At 63.9% G+C, this 23,184-nt stretch carries 30 protein-coding genes; 11 read left to right on the top strand and 19 right to left on the bottom strand.

Features of this window, described 5'->3' with window-relative positions; all coding sequences use genetic code 11:
• Positions 1–7: 7 nt before the first annotated feature.
• The 6 genes from CH283_RS05725 to infA all read right to left on the bottom strand — a co-directional run bounded on the left by CH283_RS05725 (position 8) and on the right by infA (position 3,215).
• Positions 8–1,072 (bottom strand): DNA-directed RNA polymerase subunit alpha, encoded by a 1,065-nt coding sequence (locus CH283_RS05725; protein ID WP_008718222.1) that lies wholly within the window; start codon positions 1,070–1,072, stop codon positions 8–10.
• Between the two features lie 99 nt (positions 1,073–1,171).
• Positions 1,172–1,777, bottom strand: coding sequence for a 30S ribosomal protein S4 (gene rpsD / locus CH283_RS05720; protein WP_032397528.1), 606 nt, complete (start codon positions 1,775–1,777; stop codon positions 1,172–1,174).
• Between the two features lie 21 nt (positions 1,778–1,798).
• Positions 1,799–2,212 carry a 30S ribosomal protein S11 gene (gene rpsK, locus CH283_RS05715; RefSeq protein WP_027496331.1) on the bottom strand — a complete coding sequence of 138 codons (414 nt, stop codon included), beginning with the start codon at positions 2,210–2,212 and terminating at the stop codon, positions 1,799–1,801.
• Complete coding sequence (gene rpsM, locus CH283_RS05710; protein ID WP_008718227.1) at positions 2,212–2,586, bottom strand: 30S ribosomal protein S13; 375 nt, start codon at positions 2,584–2,586, stop codon at positions 2,212–2,214. The genes rpsK and rpsM overlap by 1 nt, the downstream gene beginning before the upstream one ends.
• Positions 2,587–2,790: 204 nt before the next feature.
• Positions 2,791–2,904 carry a 50S ribosomal protein L36 gene (gene rpmJ, locus CH283_RS05705; RefSeq protein ID WP_025347279.1) on the bottom strand — a complete coding sequence of 38 codons (114 nt, stop codon included), beginning with the start codon at positions 2,902–2,904 and terminating at the stop codon, positions 2,791–2,793.
• A gap of 89 nt (positions 2,905–2,993) precedes the next feature.
• Positions 2,994–3,215: a translation initiation factor IF-1 gene (gene infA / locus CH283_RS05700; RefSeq protein ID WP_005140011.1), complete on the bottom strand. Its 222-nt coding sequence runs from the start codon at positions 3,213–3,215 to the stop codon at positions 2,994–2,996.
• A gap of 348 nt (positions 3,216–3,563) precedes the next feature.
• On the opposite strand from infA, the gene CH283_RS05695 reads away from it, so the two are divergent.
• On the top strand, positions 3,564–4,457 hold the full coding sequence (locus tag CH283_RS05695) for a glycosyltransferase (RefSeq protein WP_176460344.1): 894 nt from the start codon (positions 3,564–3,566) through the stop codon (positions 4,455–4,457).
• A gap of 18 nt (positions 4,458–4,475) precedes the next feature.
• On the opposite strand, the gene map is transcribed toward CH283_RS05695, so the two are convergent.
• The 9 genes from map to rpsH all read right to left on the bottom strand — a co-directional run bounded on the left by map (position 4,476) and on the right by rpsH (position 10,163).
• Positions 4,476–5,273 (bottom strand): type I methionyl aminopeptidase, encoded by a 798-nt coding sequence (gene map, locus CH283_RS05690; protein ID WP_032397529.1) that lies wholly within the window; start codon positions 5,271–5,273, stop codon positions 4,476–4,478.
• Entirely contained in the window at positions 5,273–5,827 is a 555-nt protein-coding gene (locus tag CH283_RS05685) for an adenylate kinase (RefSeq protein ID WP_094639134.1), read from the bottom strand. The genes map and CH283_RS05685 overlap by 1 nt, the downstream gene beginning before the upstream one ends.
• A complete protein-coding gene (secY, locus tag CH283_RS05680) occupies positions 5,824–7,146 on the bottom strand; it encodes a preprotein translocase subunit SecY (protein ID WP_032397531.1) in 1,323 nt (440 codons plus the stop codon). The genes CH283_RS05685 and secY overlap by 4 nt, the downstream gene beginning before the upstream one ends.
• Positions 7,147–7,461: 315 nt before the next feature.
• Positions 7,462–7,905, bottom strand: coding sequence for a 50S ribosomal protein L15 (gene rplO / locus CH283_RS05675; protein WP_032397532.1), 444 nt, complete (start codon positions 7,903–7,905; stop codon positions 7,462–7,464).
• A 2-nt stretch (positions 7,906–7,907) separates the two neighbouring features.
• Entirely contained in the window at positions 7,908–8,087 is a 180-nt protein-coding gene (rpmD, locus tag CH283_RS05670) for a 50S ribosomal protein L30 (RefSeq protein ID WP_008718256.1), read from the bottom strand.
• Positions 8,087–8,758, bottom strand: coding sequence for a 30S ribosomal protein S5 (gene rpsE / locus CH283_RS05665; protein WP_032397534.1), 672 nt, complete (start codon positions 8,756–8,758; stop codon positions 8,087–8,089). Before rpsE ends, rpmD begins: the two co-directional genes overlap by 1 nt.
• Positions 8,759–8,792: 34 nt before the next feature.
• Complete coding sequence (gene rplR, locus CH283_RS05660; RefSeq protein ID WP_032365631.1) at positions 8,793–9,209, bottom strand: 50S ribosomal protein L18; 417 nt, start codon at positions 9,207–9,209, stop codon at positions 8,793–8,795.
• Position 9,210: 1 nt separating this feature from the next.
• A complete protein-coding gene (gene rplF / locus CH283_RS05655) occupies positions 9,211–9,750 on the bottom strand; it encodes a 50S ribosomal protein L6 (RefSeq protein ID WP_032397535.1) in 540 nt (179 codons plus the stop codon).
• Positions 9,751–9,764: 14 nt separating this feature from the next.
• Positions 9,765–10,163 carry a 30S ribosomal protein S8 gene (gene rpsH / locus CH283_RS05650; RefSeq protein WP_008718266.1) on the bottom strand — a complete coding sequence of 133 codons (399 nt, stop codon included), beginning with the start codon at positions 10,161–10,163 and terminating at the stop codon, positions 9,765–9,767.
• Positions 10,164–10,644: 481 nt separating this feature from the next.
• Between rpsH and CH283_RS28195 the strand changes: the two genes are divergently transcribed.
• The 6 genes from CH283_RS28195 (at position 10,645) to CH283_RS05620 (ending at position 15,195) form a co-directional block, all read left to right on the top strand.
• On the top strand, positions 10,645–10,977 hold the full coding sequence (locus CH283_RS28195) for a WXG100 family type VII secretion target (protein ID WP_176460345.1): 333 nt from the start codon (positions 10,645–10,647) through the stop codon (positions 10,975–10,977).
• On the top strand, positions 10,974–11,264 hold the full coding sequence (locus CH283_RS05640) for a WXG100 family type VII secretion target (RefSeq protein ID WP_094639132.1): 291 nt from the start codon (positions 10,974–10,976) through the stop codon (positions 11,262–11,264). The genes CH283_RS28195 and CH283_RS05640 overlap by 4 nt, the downstream gene beginning before the upstream one ends.
• Positions 11,264–12,466 (top strand): colicin E3/pyocin S6 family cytotoxin, encoded by a 1,203-nt coding sequence (locus CH283_RS05635; RefSeq protein WP_217901092.1) that lies wholly within the window; start codon positions 11,264–11,266, stop codon positions 12,464–12,466. The genes CH283_RS05640 and CH283_RS05635 overlap by 1 nt, the downstream gene beginning before the upstream one ends.
• A 107-nt stretch (positions 12,467–12,573) precedes the next feature.
• A complete protein-coding gene (locus tag CH283_RS05630; protein ID WP_094639131.1) occupies positions 12,574–12,813 on the top strand; it encodes a DUF7683 domain-containing protein in 240 nt (79 codons plus the stop codon).
• Between the two features lie 314 nt (positions 12,814–13,127).
• On the top strand, positions 13,128–14,495 hold the full coding sequence (locus tag CH283_RS05625) for a glutamine synthetase family protein (protein ID WP_094639130.1): 1,368 nt from the start codon (positions 13,128–13,130) through the stop codon (positions 14,493–14,495).
• A gap of 28 nt (positions 14,496–14,523) precedes the next feature.
• Positions 14,524–15,195 (top strand): DUF6885 family protein, encoded by a 672-nt coding sequence (locus CH283_RS05620; protein ID WP_141215279.1) that lies wholly within the window; start codon positions 14,524–14,526, stop codon positions 15,193–15,195.
• A 93-nt stretch (positions 15,196–15,288) separates the two neighbouring features.
• Here the strand turns inward: CH283_RS05620 and CH283_RS05615 are convergent, their stop codons facing one another.
• From CH283_RS05615 to rplN, 4 genes are read right to left on the bottom strand one after another with little or no spacing between them, the layout of a single operon-like run.
• Positions 15,289–15,474, bottom strand: a complete 186-nt coding sequence (locus CH283_RS05615; RefSeq protein WP_008718273.1) for a type Z 30S ribosomal protein S14 — start codon at positions 15,472–15,474, stop codon at positions 15,289–15,291.
• 4 nt (positions 15,475–15,478) lie between these two features.
• Entirely contained in the window at positions 15,479–16,051 is a 573-nt protein-coding gene (gene rplE / locus CH283_RS05610; protein ID WP_008718275.1) for a 50S ribosomal protein L5, read from the bottom strand.
• A 1-nt stretch (position 16,052) separates the two neighbouring features.
• Positions 16,053–16,370 carry a 50S ribosomal protein L24 gene (gene rplX / locus CH283_RS05605; protein WP_032397537.1) on the bottom strand — a complete coding sequence of 106 codons (318 nt, stop codon included), beginning with the start codon at positions 16,368–16,370 and terminating at the stop codon, positions 16,053–16,055.
• The gene (gene rplN, locus CH283_RS05600; protein WP_032397538.1) at positions 16,371–16,739 is read right to left on the bottom strand and encodes a 50S ribosomal protein L14; all 369 of its coding nucleotides are present in this window, start codon (positions 16,737–16,739) and stop codon (positions 16,371–16,373) included. It abuts the gene before it with no gap.
• A 238-nt stretch (positions 16,740–16,977) separates the two neighbouring features.
• Between rplN and CH283_RS05595 the strand changes: the two genes are divergently transcribed.
• Genes CH283_RS05595 through CH283_RS05580 form a run of 4 tightly spaced genes read left to right on the top strand, consistent with a single transcriptional unit; the run spans position 16,978 to position 23,165 of the window.
• On the top strand, positions 16,978–18,015 hold the full coding sequence (locus CH283_RS05595) for an endonuclease domain-containing protein (protein ID WP_094639128.1): 1,038 nt from the start codon (positions 16,978–16,980) through the stop codon (positions 18,013–18,015).
• Positions 18,012–18,677, top strand: a complete 666-nt coding sequence (locus tag CH283_RS05590) for a hypothetical protein (protein WP_094639127.1) — start codon at positions 18,012–18,014, stop codon at positions 18,675–18,677. The genes CH283_RS05595 and CH283_RS05590 overlap by 4 nt, the downstream gene beginning before the upstream one ends.
• A gap of 17 nt (positions 18,678–18,694) precedes the next feature.
• On the top strand, positions 18,695–21,820 hold the full coding sequence (locus tag CH283_RS05585) for an ATP-binding protein (protein ID WP_094639185.1): 3,126 nt from the start codon (positions 18,695–18,697) through the stop codon (positions 21,818–21,820).
• Positions 21,821–21,848: 28 nt separating this feature from the next.
• Positions 21,849–23,165, top strand: a complete 1,317-nt coding sequence (locus CH283_RS05580; RefSeq protein ID WP_094639126.1) for an AIM24 family protein — start codon at positions 21,849–21,851, stop codon at positions 23,163–23,165.
• Positions 23,166–23,184 lie beyond the last annotated feature (19 nt).

Genomic DNA, 23,184 nt, shown 5'->3' with positions numbered 1-23,184 from the left:
GAGCTGATTACAGCTGTTCTGTCTCGGCGTAGTCCTGCTCGGCACCTTCGGTGTCGCTGAAGGAGCCGGCGTCGGTGTCACTCCACGTGCCCGTGGTGGCGTCGTAGCCAGGCACGGTGCTCGGATCGAACGACGCGGGGCTGTCCTTGAGGGAGAGGCCGAGCGAATGCAGCTTGACCTTCACCTCGTCGATGGACTTCTGCCCGAAGTTACGGATGTCGAGCAGATCGGACTCGGTACGACCAACCAACTCGCCGACGGTGTGAACACCCTCGCGCTTGAGGCAGTTGTAGGAACGGACGGTGAGGTCCAGATCCTCGATGGGGAGTCCGAAGGAAGCAATGTGATCGGCCTCGGCGGGCGAGGGTCCGATCTCGATGCCTTCTGCTTCGACGTTCAGCTCACGGGCGAGGCCGAAGAGCTCAACCAGGGTCTTGCCCGCCGAAGCGAGCGCGTCCCGCGCGGTGATGGAATTCTTGGTCTCCACGTCGAGAACGAGCCGATCGAAGTCGGTGCGCTGTTCGACGCGGGTGGCCTCCACCTTGTAGGTGACCTTGAGCACGGGTGAGTAGATCGAGTCGACCGGAATACGGCCGATCTCGGCACCCGAAGCCTTGTTCTGAACGGCGGGGACGTAGCCGCGACCGCGCTCGACTACGAGCTCGATCTCCAACTTGCCCTTGTCGTTCAGGGTCGCGATGTGCAGATCGGGGTTGTTCACCGTGACGCCGGCCGGAGGCACGATGTCGCCTGCGGTCACAGCGCCGGGGCCCTGCTTGCGGACGTACATGGTGACCGGTTCGTCTTCTTCGGAGCTCACCACGAGGCCCTTGAGGTTCAGGATGATGTCGGTGACATCTTCCTTGACTCCGGGGACGGTGGTGAATTCGTGGAGGACGCCGTCGATACGGATGCTGGTGACAGCAGCGCCGGGGATCGACGACAGCAGGGTGCGGCGGAGCGAGTTGCCGAGTGTGTAACCGAAGCCGGGCTCGAGCGGCTCGATGACGAATTTCGAGCGGTTGTCGGCGATGACCTCTTCGGTCAGCGTCGGGCGCTGTGAAATGAGCATTGTGTGTTCCTCCTGTACGGGCGTCCGCTATTTGACGCCCACGTGTGGAGGCGAAGACGCATGTGAGCCTCACGGGGAGACTCACATGCGTGCTGCGCCTTACTTCGAGTAGTACTCGACGATGAGCTGCTCCTGGAGCGGCACGTCGATCTGTGCGCGCTCCGGCAACCGGTGCACCAGGATGCGAAGACGGTTGGGGACGACCTGCAGCCACGGGGCGACGGGACGGTCGCCGTAGCTTTCGCGGGCGATCTGGATCGGCAGAGTCTGTGCCGACTTCTCACGCACGTCGATGATGTCGTACTGCGAGACGCGGTAGCTGGGGATGTCGACGCGCTTGTTGTTCACCAGGAAGTGACCGTGCGTGACCAGCTGACGGGCCTGACGACGCGTGCGTGCCAGTCCGGCGCGGTAGACGACGTTGTCGAGACGACTCTCGAGGATGGTCAGCAGGTTCTCGCCGGTCTTGCCGACGGTCCTGTTGGCTTCCTTGTAGTACAGACGGAACTGCTTCTCCATGACGCCGTAGGTGAAGCGAGCCTTCTGCTTCTCCTGCAGCTGGAGCAGGTACTCGCTCTCCTTGATCCGCGCGCGGCCGTGCTGGCCGGGCGGGTAGGGACGACGCTCGAACGCTTGGTCGCCTCCGACGAGGTCGACGCGCAGACGACGCGACTTGCGGGTGATAGGACCGGTATAACGTGCCATTTTCTAAACCTTTCCTTCCCGCTAGACCCGACGCCGCTTGGGCGGACGGCAGCCGTTGTGCGGCTGAGGGGTGACATCGGAGATGGTGCCGACCTCGAGGCCAGCGGCCTGAAGCGAGCGGATCGCGGTCTCACGGCCGGAGCCGGGACCCTTGACGAAGACGTCGACCTTCTTGACGCCGTGCTCCTGTGCCTTGCGCGCAGCGTTCTCGGCTGCGAGCTGTGCGGCGAACGGAGTCGACTTGCGCGAGCCCTTGAAACCCACGTGTCCCGAGGACGCCCACGAGATGACGTTTCCGGCGGGGTCGGTGATCGACACGATCGTGTTGTTGAACGTGCTCTTGATGTGCGCAGATCCGTGCGGGACGTTCTTCTTGTCCCTGCGACGCGTCTTCTGCGCCTTCTTCGGACCGGTACCGCGTGCTTTGGGGGGCATTACTTCGCCTTCTTCTTGCCGGCAATGGTGCGCTTGGGTCCCTTACGGGTACGCGCATTGGTCTTGGTGCGCTGTCCACGGACGGGCAGACCACGACGGTGGCGAAGACCCTGGTAGCAGCCGATTTCGATCTTGCGACGGATGTCGGCCTGAACCTCGCGGCGCAGGTCGCCCTCGACCTTGAGGGACTCGTTGATGTAATCGCTGAGCTTGCGCAGATCGTCGTCGCCGAGATCCTTGCTTCGCAGGTCGGGGCTGACGCCCGTCGCTGTGAGGATTTCCTTGGAGCGGGTACGGCCGACGCCGTAGATGTAAGTCAGTGCGATCTCCATGCGCTTTTCGCGCGGCAGATCCACACCTGCGAGACGTGCCATGTGGCATTTCCTTTTCTTGTCCGGAGGTCTGCTCCCAGTCCGTCCCCTGTGTCCTTCTCACCGCTGGGGTGTGAAGCGTCTTTCAACCAACTCAGTGGGGCCCCGGCCTCCGTGCCGGGGGTATGCCGCAACGCGTGTGTCGCGGTTGGTGCTGGGAGGTCATCTTCTAGCTGTTGCCAAGCCGACGTGCGAAATGCTCGGTGGTTATCCCTGACGCTGCTTGTGACGCAGGTTGTCGCAGATCACCATGACGCGTCCGTTACGACGAATCACCTTGCACTTTTCGCAGATCTTCTTGACGCTCGGCTGAACCTTCACGTCGTTGATCTCCTGTGTGTAGCTCGGCCCCGCTGCATGCAGTGGCCCCGAGCATGGTTCTCCCCGACCGGACGTGGCCGGGGAAGCTGTTACTTGTAGCGGTAAACGATGCGTCCACGCGTGAGGTCGTAGGGCGAAAGCTCCACCACGACGCGATCCTCGGGAAGGATGCGGATGTAGTGCTGACGCATCTTTCCGCTGATGTGAGCGAGTACCTTGTGGCCGTTTTCGAGCTCAATGCGAAACATCGCATTGGGCAGCGGTTCGACAACTCGGCCCTCTACCTCGATAGCACCGTCTTTCTTGGCCATATCCTCCGCGATCCTGGCTCTCACACCTGCTTGATTGCATCTGTTTCCGTTACCGTGATGCCCACTGACCGACCCGAATGAACGGGCCGACGTATCGCCGGAACGGTTCGCAGCCCACCAGGGCACGCGAACATCCGGTACGCAGGGCGCACCGTCGATCCATGCTACCGGGTAATGCACGTCTGGCCAAATGCGTCCAGTGTCCATACTCCAGGTCAACGTTTGCCCCAGTTCGATTTCCTGAGCTAACGTTCCGCCGGGCTGCATCACAGCCGCACAACCACTGGCCGTACCGACTGCGTTCGCAGCGGCGGCCGTGTCCGCGACGACGACTACAAGGCACCCCTCTTGAGATCAGACACGCGCGCCGGCGACCCGGTCGTATCCGTCATCATCCCAATTCACAACGCCAAGGACGTTCTCGACGATCAACTGCGAGCTCTCGCTCGACAGGACTACGAGCATCCGTTCACGGTGATCATCAGCGACAACGGCTCGACCGACGGCCTTCGCGAACACATCGACTGCCATCACCTTCGTGGCGCTCTGGACCTGAGATACGTCGATGCTGCGGGAACCCCGGGGGCATCGTTCGCACGCAACCGGGGTGCAGACGCCGCCCGCAGCGAATTGCTTGCATTCTGCGACGCGGACGACGCGGTGCACCCGAGCTGGCTCCGACGCATCGTTGCGCGCCTCGACGAGTACGACCTCGTGGGTACCGGCCTGGAGACGGAGACACTGAACTCCGTTGCCACGCGAGCATCGACGCCTTTCGCACCGCCCACGGATCAGGGCAAGTCGACATTCCTGCCGTTCGTCATCGGTGCCAGCATGGCGTGCCGCAGATCGACCTACCGTCAGCTCGGCGGCATGCTCGAATACGTACACGCCAGCGAGGACATGGAATTCTCGTGGCGCGCACAGCACGCGGGCCGTCGGTTGCACTTCATCGCCGAACCACTGGTCTCGTACCGACTGCGCACCGGCCACCGGGAGAACTGGAAACAAGCGGGAGCTCTGGGATATGGATCGGCTCACGTGCGCGGCCTCTACCGAGTCCACGGCTGCCCGCCGTTCCGGGCCCGCTCGATCTACGTCGCCCTGCTGATGCTGGGCGTACGGAACCCTCTGCTTCCGACTGCCGTGACCAGGATGCCCACTCGACTCTGGCTACGTCTGGTGGCCGCGCACCTCGGCCTGCTCCGTGGCGGGCGGCGCTACGGCTCGTTGGCCTGGTGACCCCGGCCGGGTCTGCCCCTAGCTGGGTCGCAGCGTCAGGATCCGCGGCCCGTCCTCGGTGACGGCAACGGTGTGTTCCCAGTGCGCGGATCGGGATCCGTCGGTGGTCACGACCGTCCACCCGTCGTCGAGGATGTCGGTGTCGTAGGTACCGAGGGTCAGCATGGGCTCGATCGCGAGGGTGGATCCGACGACCAGCTCCGGCCCCTTGCCGGGCGCACCCTCGTTCGCGAGGAACGGGTCCATGTGCATTTCACGGCCGATGCCATGACCGCCGTACCCGTCGACGATTCCGTACTTGCGGCCGTGTGCCTGCTCGGCCGCGTGGGTTCCTGATTCGATGGCGTGCGAGACGTCCGTGAGCCGGTTGCCGGGAAGCATCGCGGCGATACCGGCTTCCATCGACAGCCGCGTCGCCTCGCTCAGCATCGCATCGGCCTCGATGATGTCGCCGACACCGAACGTCCACGCAGAGTCTCCGTGCCAACCGTCGAGAACTGCCCCACAGTCGATGGACACCAGGTCGCCTGCGACCAGCAGCTCATCTGCCGACGGAATGCCGTGCACCACACGGTCGTTCACCGACGAGCAGATGCTGCCGGTGAAGCCGTGATACCCGAGGAACGACGGCACAGCGCCGGCGTCGCGAATGACCGCCTCGGCCACTCGGTCGAGTTCGAGAGTCGAGACACCCGGTACCGCCGCTGCCCGAACGGCAACCAGAGCAGCGCCGACGACCGCGCCGGCCGCAGCCATGGCGTCGAGTTCGCCTGCGCTGCGGAACGGCACGACCTTGCGTTTACGGCCGAACGCCATTACTTGCCGTGGTCCTCGATGGACTTCAGCGCGCGAGCGTTGACCTCGTCCACCTCACCGATCGCGTCGACCGTGACGAGTTGACCCTCGTAGTAGTCGAGCAGCGGCGCGGTCTCGTCCCGGTACACCTTGAGTCGGTTCCGGATGACGTCTTCCTTGTCGTCCTCGCGTCCACGCGAGAGCATGCGTTCGACGACGACGTCCTCGTCGACGGCGAAGGAGAGTACTGCGTCGAGCTCGGCGTTCAGATCCGCCAGGATGCCGACCAGCGCCTCGGCCTGACCCACCGAACGCGGGAAGCCGTCGAGCAGGAAGCCGTTCACCGCGTCGGGCTCGGCGAGGCGACTGCGGACCATGTCGATGGTCAGCTCACTGGGAACAAGGTCGCCTGCATCGAGGTACTTCTTCGCTTCGAGTCCGAGCGCCGTCTTCTCACCGATGTTCGCGCGAAACAGGTCGCCGGTGGAGATGTGCGGAACGCCCAGCTTCTCGGACAGGAGGACGGCCTGGGTGCCTTTGCCGGCACCGGGCGGACCGAGCAGAACAAGTCTCACTTGAGGAACCCTTCGTAGTTACGCTGCATCAGCTGGCTTTCGATTTGCTTCACGGTATCCAAGCCCACGCTGACCATGATCAGAACGGCGGTGCCGCCGAACGGGAGGTTCTGTCCTCCACCCGAACTTCCGATGTCGAGGAACAGGTTCGGGAGCACGGCAATGGTGCCCAGGTAGACCGCACCCGGCAACGTGATGCGACTGAGGACGTAGTTCAGATAGTCGGCGGTCGGCTTGCCCGGACGGATGCCCGGGATGAACCCGCCGAACTTCTTCATTTCGTCGGCGCGCTCTTCGGGGTTGAACGTGATCGCCACGTAGAAGTACGTGAAGAAGACGATCAGACCGAAGAAGATCGCGATGTACACCGGGTTTGCGGGGTTCACCAGGTACTCGTTGATGATGCGCTGCCACCAACTCGGATCGACCGCGGTGCTCGCCGAGGTGAGCTGGGCGATGAGGTTCGGCAGGTAGAGCAGCGAGGACGCGAAGATCACCGGGATGACGCCGGCCTGGTTGACCTTGAGCGGAAGGTACGTGGACGAGCCGCCGTACATCTTTCGACCGACCATGCGCTTGGCGTACTGCACGGGAATTCGACGCTGCCCCTGCTCGACGAAGACCACGCCGGTGATGATCAGGAACGCTGCGAAACAGACGAATCCGAACACCAACCCGCCGCGGCTCTCGAGGATCGAGTTGCCCTCGGACGGGATACGCGAGGCGATTCCGGCGAAGATGAGCAGCGACATGCCGTTACCGACACCGCGCTCGGTGATGACCTCACCGAACCACATGACGACGGCTGCACCTGCGGTCATGACGAGCACGATGATGACGAGGCCGAAGATGGACTGGTCGGCGATGATGTCCTGCTGGCATCCCTGAAGGAGCTGCCCACGCGAAGCGAGGGCCACCAGGCCGGTCGCCTGCAGGATGGCCAGCGCGATCGACAGATAACGCGTGTACTGCGTCATCTTGGCCTGCCCCGACTGCCCCTCCTTGCGGAGTTCCTCGAACTTCGGGATGACGACGGTGAGCAGCTGCACGATGATGCTGGCGGTGATGTACGGCATGATGCCGATCGCGAATACCGAGAGCTGTAGGAGCGCTCCACCGGAGAACAAGTTGATCAACGAGTAGATGCCCGCCGAGTCTCCACCGGAGACCTGGTCGATGCATGCTCGGACATTGGCGTAGTCGACACCCGGCGACGGCAGTGTTGCACCGAAGCGATACAGGGCGACCAGACCGAGCGTGAAGAGGATCTTCCGTCTCAGGTCAGGAGTCCTGAGGGCCGACACGAAGGCGGAAAGCAAAGATCCTCCTGGCACGACTGCGTTGACGCTGCGAGTGCATCGTCGGGAGCGCAACTGCTGCTCCCGTGAGCCTCACGAGCATGGACTGCAAGCGACATGCGTCGCCCGCATCGAAACGAACTTCTGTGAACTCTAGAACTCTAACAGTGCGTATCGAACCGCCCGACGGTCAGTGTTGGACCCTGTCCGTTCGGTCGACCTCGGCACGTGGTGCCGAGGCAACGATGGCCGCAGCTCAGCTGCGAGAGCTGTGGCTGCGGCCATCGTCACGAACTGCTGGTCGATGCGCTACTACTCAGCACATCGAACCGATGCTCATACCTCGGTTGCAGAACCGCCGGCAGCGGCGATCTTTTCCTTGGCGGAGCCCGTGAACTTGTTGGCCGAGATCTCGACCTTCACGGTCAGGTTTCCGTCGCCGAGAACCTTGACGGGCTCGTTCTTGCGAACGGCGCCCTTGGCGATGAGCTCGGGGATACCGATCTGACCGCCCTCGGGGAACAATCGCTCGATGTCGCGCAGGTTCACGACCTGGAACACGACACGGTTGCGGTTGGTGAAGCCCTTGAGCTTCGGGAGCCGCATGTGGAGGGGCATCTGGCCACCCTCGAAGCGTGCCGGCACGTTCTTGCGTGCGCCGGTTCCCTTGGTACCGCGACCTGCGGTCTTGCCACGCTTGCCACCTTCACCACGGCCGACGCGAATCTTCGTCGACTTGGATCCGGCTGCGGGGCGCAGGTGGTGCAGTTTGATGGTCATGGTTAGACCTCCTCAACAGTTACGAGGTGGCGCACCGTGTTGACCAGTCCGCGGTTCTGCGGGTTGTCCTCGCGGACGACCGTCTGGCGGATGCCCTTGAGCCCGAGAGTACGCAGGCTGTCACGCTGGTTCGCCTTCTGGCCGATGGTGCTCTTGATCTGGGTGACCTTCAGCTGAGCCATTACTTCACCGCTCCTGCCTGTGCGCGTGCGCGCAGCATTCCGGCGGGTGCAACCTCTTCGAGGGTCAGGCCGCGGCGAGCCGCAACTTCCTCGGGACGCTGCAGACCCTTGAGGGCTGCGACGGTCGCATGCACGACGTTGATGGCGTTGTCGCTACCGAGCGACTTCGACAGCACGTCGTGGACACCGGCGCACTCCAGCACGGCACGCACAGCGCCACCGGCGATGACGCCGGTACCGGCGCTGGCCGGACGCAACATGACGACGCCGGCTGCGGCCTCGCCCTGGATGGGGTGCGTGATGGTGCCGGCGATCATCGGGACGCGGAAGAAGCTCTTGCGAGCCTCCTCGACACCCTTCTGGATGGCCGCGGGAACTTCCTTGGCCTTGCCGTAGCCGACGCCGACCAGTCCGTTGCCGTCACCGACGATGACGAGGGCGGTGAAGCTGAAGCGTCGACCACCCTTGACCACCTTGGAGACGCGGTTGATCGTGACGACCTTCTCGATGAAGTTCGACTTGTCCGCAGCGTTGCCGCCACGGCCGTTGTCACGACGGTCACGACCGCCACCGCGGTTGTCGCCGCGCTGGTTGTTGTCGCCACCTGCGTTGGGGCCACTGTTCTGTCCGGCGGGGCCGCTTCCGCCGTCACGCCGTTGACGTCCCGGCATCAGGCTGTCCTTCCGTTGTCAGTCATTGTCATCATCAGAACGTCAACCCGCCTTCACGGGCTGCGTCTGCGAGTGCCGCGATGCGGCCGCTGTAGTTGTTGCCGCCGCGGTCGAACACGACTGCCTCGACACCGGCAGCCTTCGCGCGGCTGGCGATGAGCTCGCCGACCTTCGCGCTGACGGCCTTCTTGTCGCCCTCGAGGGCGCGCACATCGGCTTCGATGCTCGACGCGCTGGCCAGCGTGTGGCCGGCGAGGTCGTCGATCAACTGCACGTGGATGTGACGCGAGGACCGGTTGACGACCAAGCGGGGACGCTCGGGCGTGCCGGAGATCTTCTTGCGAAGGCGGAAGTGACGACGTGCCTTCGACAGGCGACGCTTCGTCGAGACGTCGGTGCCACGCGGAGTGCGCTTGACGACGTTCGCCTTGTCTGCTGTTTGCTGGCTCATATCACTTACCCGTCTTTCCGACCTTGCGGCGGATCACTTCACCCTCGTAGCGGATGCCCTTGCCCTTGTACGGGTCCGGACGCCGCAGACGACGAATGTTGGCAGAGATCTGACCGACCTTCTGCTTGTCGATGCCGACAACGGTGAATCGCGTGGGCGACTCGACCGTGAACGTGATGCCCTCGGGTGCTTCGATCAGCACGGGATGGCTGTAACCGAGTGCGAACTCGAGGTCCTTGCCCTTGAGTACGACGCGGTAACCGACGCCGTGAATCTCCATCTTGTTGGTGTAACCGTTGGTCACACCGGTGATGAGGTTCGCGACGAGAGTGCGCGAAAGTCCGTGCAGTGCACGGCTCTTGCGCTCGTCATCGGGCCGGGTGACGGCGATGGTGCCGTCGTCGGCGCGAGCGATCTGGATGGGCTCGGCGACCGTCAGGCTCAGGGCACCCTTGGGGCCCTTGACCGCAACGTTCTGGCCGTCGATGGTGATATCGACTCCAGCGGGGACCGGTACCGGCAATTTTCCAATACGTGACATGGTGGTGGCCTCCCCTACCAGACGTAGGCGAGGACTTCTCCGCCCACACCCTGCTTGGCCGCCTGACGCTCCGTGAGCAAACCTGTGGACGTGGAGATGATCGCCACGCCCAGGCCGCCGAGAACCTTGGGCAGATTGGTGGATTTTGCGTACACCCGGAGACCGGGCTTGGAGACGCGTCGCACGCCGGCGAGGCTGCGCTCACGGCTCGGGCCGTACTTCAGATCGACGATGAGGGTCTTGCCCACCTCGGCGTCTTCCGTGCGGTAATCGGAGATGTAGCCCTCGCGCTTGAGGATCTCGGCGATGTTCGCCTTGAGCTTCGAGTGGGGAAGCTTCACCTCGTCGTGGTACGCCGAATTGGCGTTACGCAGACGGGTCAAGAAGTCTGCAATTGGATCGGTCATCGTCATGGTGTGACCTGTGCACCTTTCTCGCAGCGGTTCCCATGCAGCACGCGCGAGCTGGTGCCCCTGGATTCTCGAGAACCCGGCGGGCCTGGCTCGTCACATCGTGGGCCTACAACGAAGTGAACATGTCCTGACCGACTGTTGCCGGTCAGGGGTTGCGCTCCAAGCAATGCATCGCTGCACTGCCAGGTGTTTCGAGCTTCCGCATTTCGATGCTGACGTACGGAGAACTCGAGGTTGCGTTTCCATTGCAAGGACTCGCGTGCAGGCACGACGAAGCCCGGGCAACCGCTCTAGTGTAGGGAACCGGGTGCCGTTCTCAAAATCGGGCGTGGTAGCGCTCGACGAACACTATGCCGGATGGACGGGGCGGGTACGGCCGAGCCAGTCGGTTCGGTGCAGTAGTCTTCCGACATCATTTCATCGCTCCGGGGGGTTCGATGCGCACAACCGATTCTGTTGCCAGGACGGTCGACGTCCCACCATGGCCGGGTTCGTCCCGCACGACCCTGTGAAAGCCGATCCCGATCGGATCCGCCGTGCCTCTGCTCGGATGTCCGGCCTCGCCGACGTGTTGTGGGATGACATCGATCTCGTCCGTCTCGCCGCAGAGGAATTGCTGGAGACCTCCTGGACAGGCGCTGCGGCCGATTCCCATGCAGTTCTGTGGGCGGAGTGGGTCGATTCGGCTCGGAAGATACGCGGCGCGCTCACCGAGGACGCGTGGCTGCTCGATGGCATTGCGACCGAATATGCCGCATCGGACAACGTGATCGATGAACACGTGGTGGACTCCGGCCTTCGGTTGGACCGTTGACGGCGCGCTACGTCGCCGACGTCGAGCGAATTCTCGCTCTTGTCGATCGCGCGCATGTAGTTGGAGCCACGATCGAATCCGCTATCGCCGATGTCGAGCGCGAGGTGAACGATCTCGGCATCGAATGGGAAGGCAAAGCAGCTGAGGCGCACCGCTCGAAGCACGAGCTGCTCCGGCAGGAACTGACAGATATGCGAACCGCGCTCGCCCAACTCGGCACGATGGCGCGATGCGCCCATGATCGCTATCGCGCAGCCGTGGACCACAACAAGCGAATGTGGCCCTGATGGCCCCGATCAGCGTCGACCCGGACATCCTTGCCGATGCGGCTTCCCAGTACGGCAGCGCCAAGACCATCTCGAGCGGCGCGATAGCGAAACTCGCCGCGGAACTCGACCGGAACTGGGGCTGCGCAGGCACCGACAACGCCGGAGAGTCCTGGGCAGACAGTTACGATTCCGCGGCATTCGACGCCGTTTCCACAGCAACCGACATCACGAATGCGTTCGGCAAACTTCATGATCTGCTTGCAGCAACCGGCGTCAACCACGCTAACGCAGAGAATGCGAACACCGTTCCGCCGACTCCGCCGCTGCCCGCTCCCCCACAACTTCCTCCTACGATTACACCGCGGTTCAACGGTTCCTACGGCGGCGACACCGACGCCCCGATGGGGTGGGGGCTGATCACGCGATGGCTTCAGGGCCACATGTGGCCCAACGGTGATCCGGAGAAGTTGCGGGGTCTCGGAAGCGCGTGGCGCACCGCCGCCGAAGAGCTGAGACGAGCGAGCGACGCCACGAACTCCGCGTGGACCGACATGGAGGAACTTGCCTCCGACGAAGTGCCGCAGGCCCTCGCCCAAATGGACGGCGTCGACAGCGCTGCGCACAACGTCGCCGACCAGTTCGACACTCTCGCGAGCGCTTGCGGCGAATGGGCCTCGACCATTCAGGACGCTCACCAGAGCGTCATCGATATCGTGGGAACCGCTATCGTTGCCGGCACGATCGCCGGCGCAGTTGCCGGCTTCTTCACCCTCGGCGTGGGAACGGTCGCCGTTACCGGCGCGACGGGCAGCGTCATCGCCGGAAGTGTCATCGCCGTCCTCACCGGAGTGGAAGCGGCGTCCGCAATTGCCGTCGGTGTCACCGTGGCAACCGGGGCGGCGGCTATCGGAATTGCGATGGACGTGCAACCGCTACTACAAGCAAGTCCGACGACCTTCAACGCAAACACTGGTGGGGGAAATTGGCACTACCATCCCGCGCCCCGGGGCGGTCTGCCAGGCTTTCCAAACGCCACACGAGGAAAACCGCTCAACCGCAGAACGCGGTGGACTGACGACAAAGGGAACATCTACGAATGGGATAGCCAACACGGCGCAGTCGAGAAATACAGCAAGAACGGCAAGCACTTGGGCGAATTCGATCCGAATACCGGAGCACAAACCAAGCCCCCAGATCCCACTAGAAAGCCTGGTCGATGACCAACCGAGGCCCGACATCTTGGTAACTCGAACCGGAGACGACGCCGGTTCACGACCGCTCGAGAATAAGGCAGCACGGTCTGACTACTACCAACAAGGAGAGGACAATGTGGTACTTGGAATCATACGATAACCAAACCGATTTGATCGCGGACAGCTATCCCCTGACTGCTATCACCGGAGACGAAATCAGAGAACTGATTGACGTCGATGAAAGTGAACTTCCACTAGAAATGGGACCGTACCCAGTCGCATTGGCCGACGTGCCGAAGTTCGCCAAGTACATCGAGGGCGATTTCAGAGTCAGCTCTGATAATGAATACTTCATCGGCTTGTTCACCGACTGAGGACTGAAAACCGGCTCGAAATTCACGTGCTCGGGAACATGACTGTCGACAACCAGTAACTGTCATTCGGCACCTGACATCACAACGCGCCCTGACACGGTCCGGAGGTTCAGATGCAGGCCTCGGGCACGCTTCAACCCTGTTCCAATGTCGTCCGTGAGACTCACCGCCGCCTCGACGTCGCCCTGGGCTCAACTGCAGGGACGATGAAACGCGGGCATCCGCTCGGTTCTGCAAACGCTCAGCCCAGCCATTTCGCAACCCGCAGGTCCAGTTGAATACCCGGACTCCGACTTCTTCGCTAACGTCGGACCATGACGGACTCGAAGGCAGTCGACATCGACCACCTCACTCACACTCTGCGCGACCGCAACATCGCCGGGGTCACCATCGGCTGGGTCGACAACAACGGCATCGTCCGATCACGCACCGTGCCCACCGCGGAATTGACGGCAGTCGCGCGACGCGGAGTAGGAGTCACCGCGGTGTTCGCGGTGTTCGATTCGCACGACGGGATCACGTTCGCCCACGATGGACTGTCGACGCCGTCCGGCGATGTGCGGTTGATTCCGGTGATCGACAACGCGTCGAGCGTGGTCGCACTTGCCGGCCAACCGGGGCTTGCCTGGGTACACGGCCGGCAGCTCTCGGCGGACGGCTCTCCCTGGCCCTACGATCAACGCGCGGTTCTCGAGCGGCAGGTGCAACTGGCGGCCGATGCCGGTTTCGAAGTGCGGGCCGGATTCGAGATCGAGTTCGCGCTCACCCGCGAATCGGACGGCCTGTCCGCTCATCGCGGACCTGCCTACTCTGCGAACGCAGTACGCGACGTCGACGAATTCATCGTGCTGCTGCTCAACGCGCTTGCCACGAACGGTCTGAGCATCGGCCAGATTCACGCCGAGTACGGCGCTTCCCAAATCGAGATCGCACTCAGTCCACTCGATCCGCTTGCCGCGGCCGATGCACAGATCCTCGCGCGGCAGACCATCCACTCAGCGGCACAAGCTCTGAATCTGCGGGCCAGCTTCGCTCCCCTGCCGTCGTCGAGCAGTGCAGGCAATGGTTGGCATCTGCACACGTCGCTGGTCCGCGACGGTCGCAACGCGCTGACCGGCGACGGAGAGCACGGACTGTCCGACACCGGGCGTTCGTACATTGCAGGCCTGGTTCGAGAACTCCCGGGACTCGTCGCCATCACCGCACCGAGTTCGGGGTCGTTGCTGCGCCGTCGACCCGGCTATTGGGCCGGTGCCTTCGGATTCTGGGGCGTCGAAAACCGGGAGGCTGCAGTGCGGCTCGTACCGGCCACGACTCTTCTGGGTCGGGAGCACACCAACGTCGAGTTGAAGGCGTGCGATGCGTCCGCCAATCCGTATCTGGCGCTGGCCGTTACGATCGCAGCCGGTCTGTCGGGTGTGGCGGAGGGCGTGCAGTTGCCGCCACCGGTTCAACAGGATGTAGGCGGCTGGGATGATGCCCGTCGCGACGCTGCGGGTATCTCCCCACTCGCGACGACCCATGTGCAACAACGTGAGAACCTACTGTCGTCCGCGTTGGTCCTAGACGTGTTGGGCGAGGATCTTCTGGGCGCGTTCGTTGCCTGCCGGGACGCCGATGCCACGTGGGCAGAGAGCCATACCGAGGACGAACTGCTCGAATCGTTGCGCTGGATCTACTGACGTGTTGCGACGGTTTGCCGGGGCATCTGTGATCATCTCGACTCTCGATCAGGTTCTGCCACAACCGGATCAACTCTGTGGACCGTTCTCGGCGTCGGTAGCACTGACCGCCGTTCTCGACGAAGACGCACCGGATGTCACGGCACTCGCGGTCGCGTCGGGATCCGCGATCTGGCCGGTCGAGGTCGCGTCGGCGCGTCCTCCTGGATCGCCCCGGCTCACCGACGGGTGGGATGGACTGCCGAGGGCCGCGTCGACCGACACAGCCGGGACCACAGCAGCAGGTCTCGCGGAGGGTATCGCGACCGCGACCGACCACCGCGTTGCCGTGATTCCGATCAGGGGACCCGGTGCCGAGAGACTGCGCCTGCTACTTGCCCGCCTCGCGGACGCGCAGTTCCGATTCAGCCTGCTGGCGAATGTCCATACTGCAGAGTTGACCGAATTCGATTGGAACGTAGGGCATTTCGTGACCGTCTGGGGATTCGACCAAGCCGAGGACGGAGTAGCGATTGCCGACACCTATCGGGAACTCGGAGACCCGAATATGCCACCCGGATGTAGGACCGTCTCCACCGACGCCTTCGCGTCGGCGATGTCCGAACGTGGCCTGCTCATGATCGTCGAGAGCGATGATCACGATGCCGCACTTGCCCTGACCCGATCGCTCGATCTACGACACGACGTGTGGTCGGTATGAAGCTCCGGGCCTGAAAAACACGAAATGGGCGTGGGTTCCTCGAAAGGAACCCACGCCCATCAGCGTGGTGTGGTGAAGCCCGAAGGCCTCAGATCACCAGGAGCTCTTGCGAACTCCGGGAAGCTCTCCGGCGTGTGCCATCTCGCGCACGCAGATACGGCAGAGGCCGAACTTGCGGAACACGGAATGGGGACGGCCGCAGCGGTTGCAGCGAGTGTATGCACGCACCGCGAACTTCGGCTTCTTGTTGGCCTTGTTGACCAATGCCTTCTTCGCCATGGACTCAGTTCTCCTTGAACGGGAAGCCGAGGTGCTTGAGCAGCGCGCGGCCTTCTTCGTTGTTGGTTGCGGTGGTTACTACGGTGATGTCCATGCCGCGCGGACGGTCGATCTTGTCCACGTCGATCTCGTGGAACATCGACTGCTCGTTGAGGCCGAACGTGTAGTTTCCGTTGCCGTCGAACTGCGTGCCCGAGAGGCCGCGGAAGTCCCTGATTCGGGGAAGGGCAATGGAGACCAGACGGTCGAGGAACTCCCACATGCGGTCGCCACGGAGGGTGACGCGTGCGCCGATGGGCATTCCTTCGCGCAGCTTGAACTGTGCGATGGACTTGCGAGCCTTGCGGATCTCCGGCTTCTGGCCGGTGATGGCAGCGAGGTCGGCAACTGCACCGTTGATCAGCTTGGCGTCACGGGCGGCGTCGCCGACACCCATGTTGACGACGACCTTGACGATGCCGGGGATCTGCATGACGTTCTCGTATGCAAATTCGGTGTTCAGGGCGTCTTTGATCTCGGCGCGGTAGCGCGCCTTGAGGCGGGGCTGTTCGCCCGCGATGTTTTCGGTGGTAGTCATCTCAGATGTCCTTCCCGTTCTTCCGGGAAACACGAACGCGCTTGCCGGTTTCTTCATCGGTCCGGTAGCCCACGCGAGTGGGGTTTCCGTCCGAGTCGACCACTGCGACGTTCGATACGTGGATCGGGGCTTCCTGAGTGACGATGCCACCCGAGGATGCGCCGCGCTGGTTGGCGGAGACCGCGGTGTGCTTCTTGATGCGGTTCACACCCTCGACCAGAACCTTGGAGTCAGCGGGGTAGGCCTGAATGACCTTGCCCTTGGCACCCTTGTCCTTGCCTGCGATCACGAGAACGGTGTCGCCCTTGTGCACCTTCATTTACAGCACCTCCGGGGCGAGCGAGACGATCTTCATGAACTTCTTCTCACGCAGCTCACGGCCGACCGGGCCGAAGATACGAGTTCCACGGGGATCGTTGTCGGGCTTGATCAGCACCGCAGCGTTCTCGTCGAAACGGATGTACGAGCCATCCGGACGGCGACGCTCCTTGATGGTGCGGACGATGACGGCCTTGACGACCTCACCCTTCTTGATGTTTCCACCGGGAATGGCGTCCTTCACCGTAGCTACGATGATGTCGCCGATTCCGGCGTAGCGACGTGACGAACCACCGAGAACGCGGATGCAAAGGATTTCCTTCGCGCCCGTGTTATCAGCGACGCGTACTCGCGACTCCTGCTGAATCACTAACTTCTCCTTGACCTGGATGTACGTACGTGCCGGATTTCCGTCCCGACACGCGCGGTCGGCTGCCGGGAGCGGGCGCACGAAGGCACACCGCTGCCACAGGCAACCGGTCAAGTGTAGGGGAACGGGCCCTCGGGATCCAAATCGCCATCGCGCGAGCACCGGCCGCCGCCTGCCGACCCGGAACTCTCGGTACGGTTTCGGGGATGGGACATCTTCGGATCAGCGGGGCGCGGCGATGACGTCGACGGGCGACGGCGGCCACTGGTGGTCGAGTCTGCCACTGGATCGGGTCGTCCGACTGCACGGTGCCACCGAGCGTGAACTCGCCGAGTCGGTGAATCCTCTGCCGTCGGACGCGCCCTCGATCGTGTTCTTCGCGGTCGATCCAGCGACGGCGAATCGTGCCGTCGATCTCGTCGATGCGGTGGTCGCAGAACTCGAGAACGCTGCAGTCGACTCGGTTCCGCTGTTGCTCACGGAATTCGACCATCAGGAAGACTCGTCGACGTTGCATCGACGCGCTGCACGCGCCGCCGCTGTGCGGCTCGCCGGCGACACAGCGCACTTCGGTCCGTACGTCGGGGCCCTCGCAGATGCCGCAGTCGCGGGGCGGTCGCCGCGTCGAACCGCATTCACCGTCGAGACCCGAGCCGCAGGGTCGGCCCGAGTACTCGCCTCCGCTCAGCACAGAAGCACTGTTGCCCTCGTGTTGGTCGTGCCCGTCGGAACGGACGCCGGAGTCGTCGCGGGAGCCGCGGAATGGTTGTGCGCCCACGCCGGGGCAGGGGTCTGGGTGACGGGCCTCGGGGCGTCGAACATGGACCGATTCCCGTCGGTCTCGGTACGTGCGCCGGAAGTACCCGACGGCGTCAGCACTGTCCTCGATCGATTCCGGCCGCTCAGCTATCCCCCGATCGCGGGTCACCCCCACCCGGCGAGCGAACCCGAAAAGCGTTTGTGCCGCGCGCTGGACGCCCATGACTGGGCCACCGGGCGTGAGCACAACCGCTCGATTCGGCTCGACGAGCTCAGCCGACCGTTCACGGTCGACGTACTGTGGCGCACCGAGAAGGTCGTGGTGGAAATCGACGGAAACGAGCACCGGGCCGTCGATCGGTTCGCCGAGGACCGCGTCCGTGACAACCAACTGCAGACACACGGCTACATGGTGTTGCGCTTCACCAATGCTCAGGTGATCGACGATCCGCAACGTGTGGTCGCTACCATCCGCGAGGCAGTATCGAGAAGACGATCGAAGGGGGATCCTCGATGAGCAACGAAGACCTGAACGGGACGGAAGCGGCAGTGCTGCTCGTCCTGATGGCCGAGGCAAGTCCGGTCAAGAACTCCGAACTCAGAGCGATGGGCCCCGAGCTCGCGAAGCCGTCCAGGGACAAGCTGAAGAACGCCGGTCTGATCGAGGTGAATGCAGCCGTCCGACCGATGACTCTCGAACTGACCGACAAGGGTTGGCGCACCTGCGGCGAACTCATCGGCGGTGAGCCACCGGCCCGGTCGACGGGAGCAGGAAAGGCCATGTTCACCGTCTTGGCCGGGTTGCGTCGGTGGCTCGACCGCACCGACAACCGTCCGGCGGACGTGTTCTCGCCCCGCGGAGACGAGGCTGCACCCGACGAACCTGCAATCGACGAGAAGGCCGTCGGTTCCGATACCGTCGACATCGAAGCCTCGATTCGCGCGGCGTATGCCCGGATTGCGCGCGAACCCGGCAGCACCGTGCGACTCTCGCGCCTGCGAAACGAGTTGCGCGACATAACCAGAAGCGATCTCGACGACGCCCTGGCGCGTCTGCGTCGTGCGGCGGACGTCTCGTTGATTCCCGAAGAGAATCAGAAGACCCTGACCGACGAGGAACGCGCTGCGGCCGTTGTCGTCGGTAACCAGCAGAACCACCTTCTCTCGATCGAACCATGATGGGCGTTGAGTCGACGATGACGGACAGCGAGCAGATCCGAGCTCTCGAATCGGTGCGGTTGAGCTGGGCACCGACCCCCGACGACGTGTGGCGTTCGCAGTCGAACGTGCACGTGCCGGGAATGCACGAACGAGTGTTCCTCGAAGTGATGAATGCATACGACGACGCGGACGCCTCCGACGACGCCAGTCCGCTCGGGGTCGTCGTGCGCGGCCCGGCCGGTTCGGGCAAGACGCACCTGCTCGGCCAGGTGCGCGAAGAAGTGCAGCTCAAGGGCGGCTACTTCTTCCTGATCAGGTTGCTCGACGCTGCCGGCTTCTGGCGCTCGACGCTGATGGGGATGCTCGACGACCTGATGCGTCCGTCCGGCCGCGGATCGGACAGCCAGCTCGGGCTGTTGCTCCGACGCCTGTGCGAGATCGGCGAGATCGGCGACGATCAACGCGCAAAGATCATGGGCGAGAACATGATCGATGCCGAGACGCTCGATGCCTTCGTCACTGCGGTGTACAAGGTTCACCCCCGTCACCGCCGGACGTCGCAGCACACGCTGCGCGCACTCGTGCTGTCCATCGCCCCCGACTCGGCAATTCAGGATCTGGGTGACGCATACCTGCAATCGATCGACGATGTCGATCCGGACGAGTTCTCGGCCTGGGGCATCCGCCGGGCCGAACTCGGCCATCAGGGCATCGCCGAGAACATCTCGCGTCTGCTTGCCATCACCGGTCCGACGATTCTCGCGATCGACCAGATCGACACACTCGTGGCGCAGTCTCGTACCGGATCGGATCAGGAGTTCGCCGACGCTCAGGAAGACAAGGTCGTCGAGCAGCTCGCGCACGGCTTGATGTCGTTGCGCGAGACCCTCCCCCGCACCGCCTCGGTACTTTCTGCGCTGTCGAGTGCCTGGGAACTGATCGCCGCGCGCGGAGTCGCGCCGATGCGTGACCGCTTCCGAGTCACTCAGTCGCTCAAGCCGATTCCATCGTCGGACATCGGACGCCTCCTTCTCGGACGACGTCTGGCAGCGTGCTTCCTCGAAGCCGGGTTCACTCCGCCGCACCCCACGTGGCCGGTCGCGCCCGACGCGTTCGAGCAGGCCCCCGATTTCACTCCGCGCCAGCTGCTCATCGCCGTCGATCGCCACATCAGGCACTGCCTCGACGCCGGCGTTGCGTCGGAGTTGGAGAGCTTCACCGACAGGTCGGGTCCGGCCGATGCGCCGGATCTACCCACGGCGCGGGTCAACGAACTCGACGCGCTCGACGATCGCTACAAGCAACTTCGCGAGCAGGTCGACGTCTCGATTCCGCTCCGACCCGACAGCGAGGACTCGATCGTTCCCGCACTGCTGTCCGCGGGCCTGACCGCGTGGATTCACGAGCATCAGTCGTCCGACGACAGCCTGGCCCAGGATCCGCCGCCGAGCGGCAAGCCCGCGCTGCACGCTCGCCTGCGCCACACCGTCGACACCGATACCGACGACGAAGAGCACTGGTGCTTCCGTGCGGTCACGTCCGGTAACGCCCGCGCCGCGCTGGCCCGTGTCGAGCGCGCAGTGACGACGGCGGGTCTGCGGATAGACATGCCGAGGCGTCGGCTGATCCTGATCAGAAACGATCCGTGGCCCAACGGAGCGAAAACCGAGCAGACCATCGCGGCCCTGCGCCGCGCCGGAGGCATCGTGGTGCCCTTCGGCGACGAGGACCGCAGGGCTCTGGCGGCGTTGTCGATCCTGTTGACCGAGAACTCCCCCGCACTCACGTCCTGGCTGCTCGCACGCAAGCCGGCGCACGATGTCGAATTGTTCCGGGCGGTGCTGCCCGCTGTCAGTGTCGTCGACGACGACACCGCCCTCATCGAACCCGAGACGCCGAGCGTCGCAGCGCAGCCCGCGTCGCCGCGGCGACCGTCCATCGTGGTCGGTGCCGAACTCAGCACTGGTGCGGACGTCGCCGTTCCACTCGAAGCGTTACGCAAGCACACTGCGATCTTCGCGGGCTCCGGTTCGGGCAAGACGGTGCTGATTCGTCGCCTGGTGGAAGAGTGTGCCCTGCAGGGAGTTTCGGCGATCGTGCTCGACGTCAACAACGACCTGGCTCGACTCGGCACCGCCTGGCCGGAGGACGAGCGGACGTGGCCACCGGGGGACGAAGCGAAGGCGACCGCGTACCTGCGCGACACCGACGTCGTGGTCTGGACGCCCCGCAAGTCCTCGGGTCGGCCGCTGAGCTTCCAGCCACTTCCCGACTTCGTCAGCGTCCTCGGCGACGCCGACGAGTTCGAGGCGTCCGTCGAGTCCGCACTGGCCTCACTCGAACCGGCTGCGGGCGTTCTGGGCACGTCACAAAAGTCCAAACACGGTCGGGCCGTGTTGAAGTCAGCGCTCGACCTGTTCGGTCGACGGCCACAGGGCGGGGACCTGACCGCCTTCATCGACCTGTTGGAAGAGTTCCCCGAGGACGCCAGCGAGATGCGCGATGCGGTGCGCATCGCGGCCGGACTGGCCGAGAATCTCAAGGCCGCCGCCGCGAACGATCCGATGTTCGCGGGAGCGGGTACCCCGGTCGATCCCGCTGTTCTGCTGACTCCGGCAGAGGGCAAGAAGGCCAGGGTCTCGGTGATCAACCTCGCCGGCCTGACCACCGACGAGCAGAAACAGAGCTTCGTCAACCAGCTGCAGATGGGTTTGTTCGCCTGGATAAAGAAGAACCCTGCGGGCGACCGGCCGCTGGGTGGGCTGTTCGTGATGGACGAGGCGCAGAACTTCGCGCCCTCGGACAGGACGACCGCTGCGACACACAGCACTCTCGCTCTGGCATCGCAGGCACGCAAGTACGGGCTCGGTCTGGTGTTCGCCACCCAGGCCCCGAAAGGCCTGCACAATCGAATCGCCGGCAATGCGTCCACTCAGTTCTACGGCCTGCTCAACAGTCCCTCGCAGGTCGAGGCAGCCAAAGAGATGGCGCGGGTGAAGGGTGGCTCGGTTCCCGACGTCGGACGCCTGCCTGCCGGTCAGTTCTACGCGGCCGTGGAGGGCGCAGAGTTTCGTCGTACGGCCACCCCGCTGTGCCTGTCCTACCATCCGAAGAGTCCGCCGACCGAGGAAGAGGTCATCGAGCTGGCGCGCCAGTCGTGACGCCCTCGACAGTGGCACACTGGATTCGATGAAAACCCTCGCACGCGGGGAGAACTGCCCCGCTCCTGCCGGTCCCCTGACGGTGACGCTCGCGGCGTCGACCTCGGTCGATGTCTCCGCGCTGCTTCTGGGGCCGGACGGGCGGGTGCGTTCGGACGCGGACCTGGTGTTCTACAACCAGCCATCAGCCCCCGGTGTCGAGTATCGCCGTGCATCGACCGGGCACCTGCTGATGTTCGACGCCACCGCCGTCCCCGCCGGCGTCGATACCGTGGCCGTGGCGGCGTCTCTCGACGGAACGGGGCCGGCCACATTCGCGGCTGCGGGACCGACGGCGGTGACGGTGTCCGATGCGTCGAACACAGCGCTGGTGGCATTCGCTGCCGATGCACTCGGAGACGAGAGCGCGCTGGTGTGTCTCGAGTTCTACCGCCGCGGCGAGCAGTGGAAGATCCGTGCCGTCGGCCAGGGTTATGCAGATGGCCTGGCGGGGTTGGCCACGGCCTTCGGCATCAGCATCGAAACGGACGAGCGACCGGTGCCCGCCGAGCCGTCCTCACCCATCACCGATCCCACAGTGAATTCACCTGCTCGACAAGGAGTCCTGGCCATGAGAAGTGAATTGTTCACGCCCGCCCACGCCGAGGTTCCCGGCTCGGGCATACAGAAGCAGGGCAGCAAAATGTGCCGAATCGGGATGAACGGTGACGTGATGGCCCGGGCCGGTTCGATGGTCGCGTACCAGGGCGATCTCCGGTTCGAGGCGAAGGGCTCGGGTGGTATCGGCCGGGCGCTCAAGCAGGCGCTCTCGGGCGAGGGTGTCCCTCTGATGAAAGTCACAGGCCGGGGCGACCTCTTTCTCGCCAACGCAGCTCAGGACGTCCATCTGATCGACCTGGACGGGTCCGACGGTCTGACCATCAACGGTGCCAACGTTCTGGCTTTCGAGTCCACGCTGAGCTACGACGTCAAGCGTGTGCAGGGCGCTGCGGCAGGCGGTAACGCGGGCTTCTTCAACTGTGTTTTCACCGGCCGCGGACGGATCGCCATCACGACGGACGGCATTCCGGTGGTGCTGAACGTCGATCAGCCCACATTCGCCGATCCGCAGGCTGCGGTTGCGTGGTCGTCCTCGTTGCAGACGAGAGTCAAGAAGAACGATTCGTTCGGTCTCGGCACGCTGATCGGTCGATCGACCGGTGAGCGGTTCACCCTCGAGTTCGCGGGCCAAGGGTTTGTCGTCGTACAGCCGTCGGAGCAGCCGCCGGGCGGGATGATCGGTGGCAGCGGCAGTGGTGAGCAGGCCGGTGTGGGCGGCGCGCTCGGCGGCTTGTTGGGCAGATAGGCTGCGCGGCCGGAACACA

Origin of the sequence: Rhodococcus sp. 05-2254-2 (assembly GCF_002259095.1) — a bacterium.
Taxonomy (GTDB): Bacteria; Actinomycetota; Actinomycetes; order Mycobacteriales; family Mycobacteriaceae; genus Rhodococcoides.
Note: the sequence above shows the minus strand (reverse complement) of the source record. Positions and strands in the feature narration are given on the sequence as shown.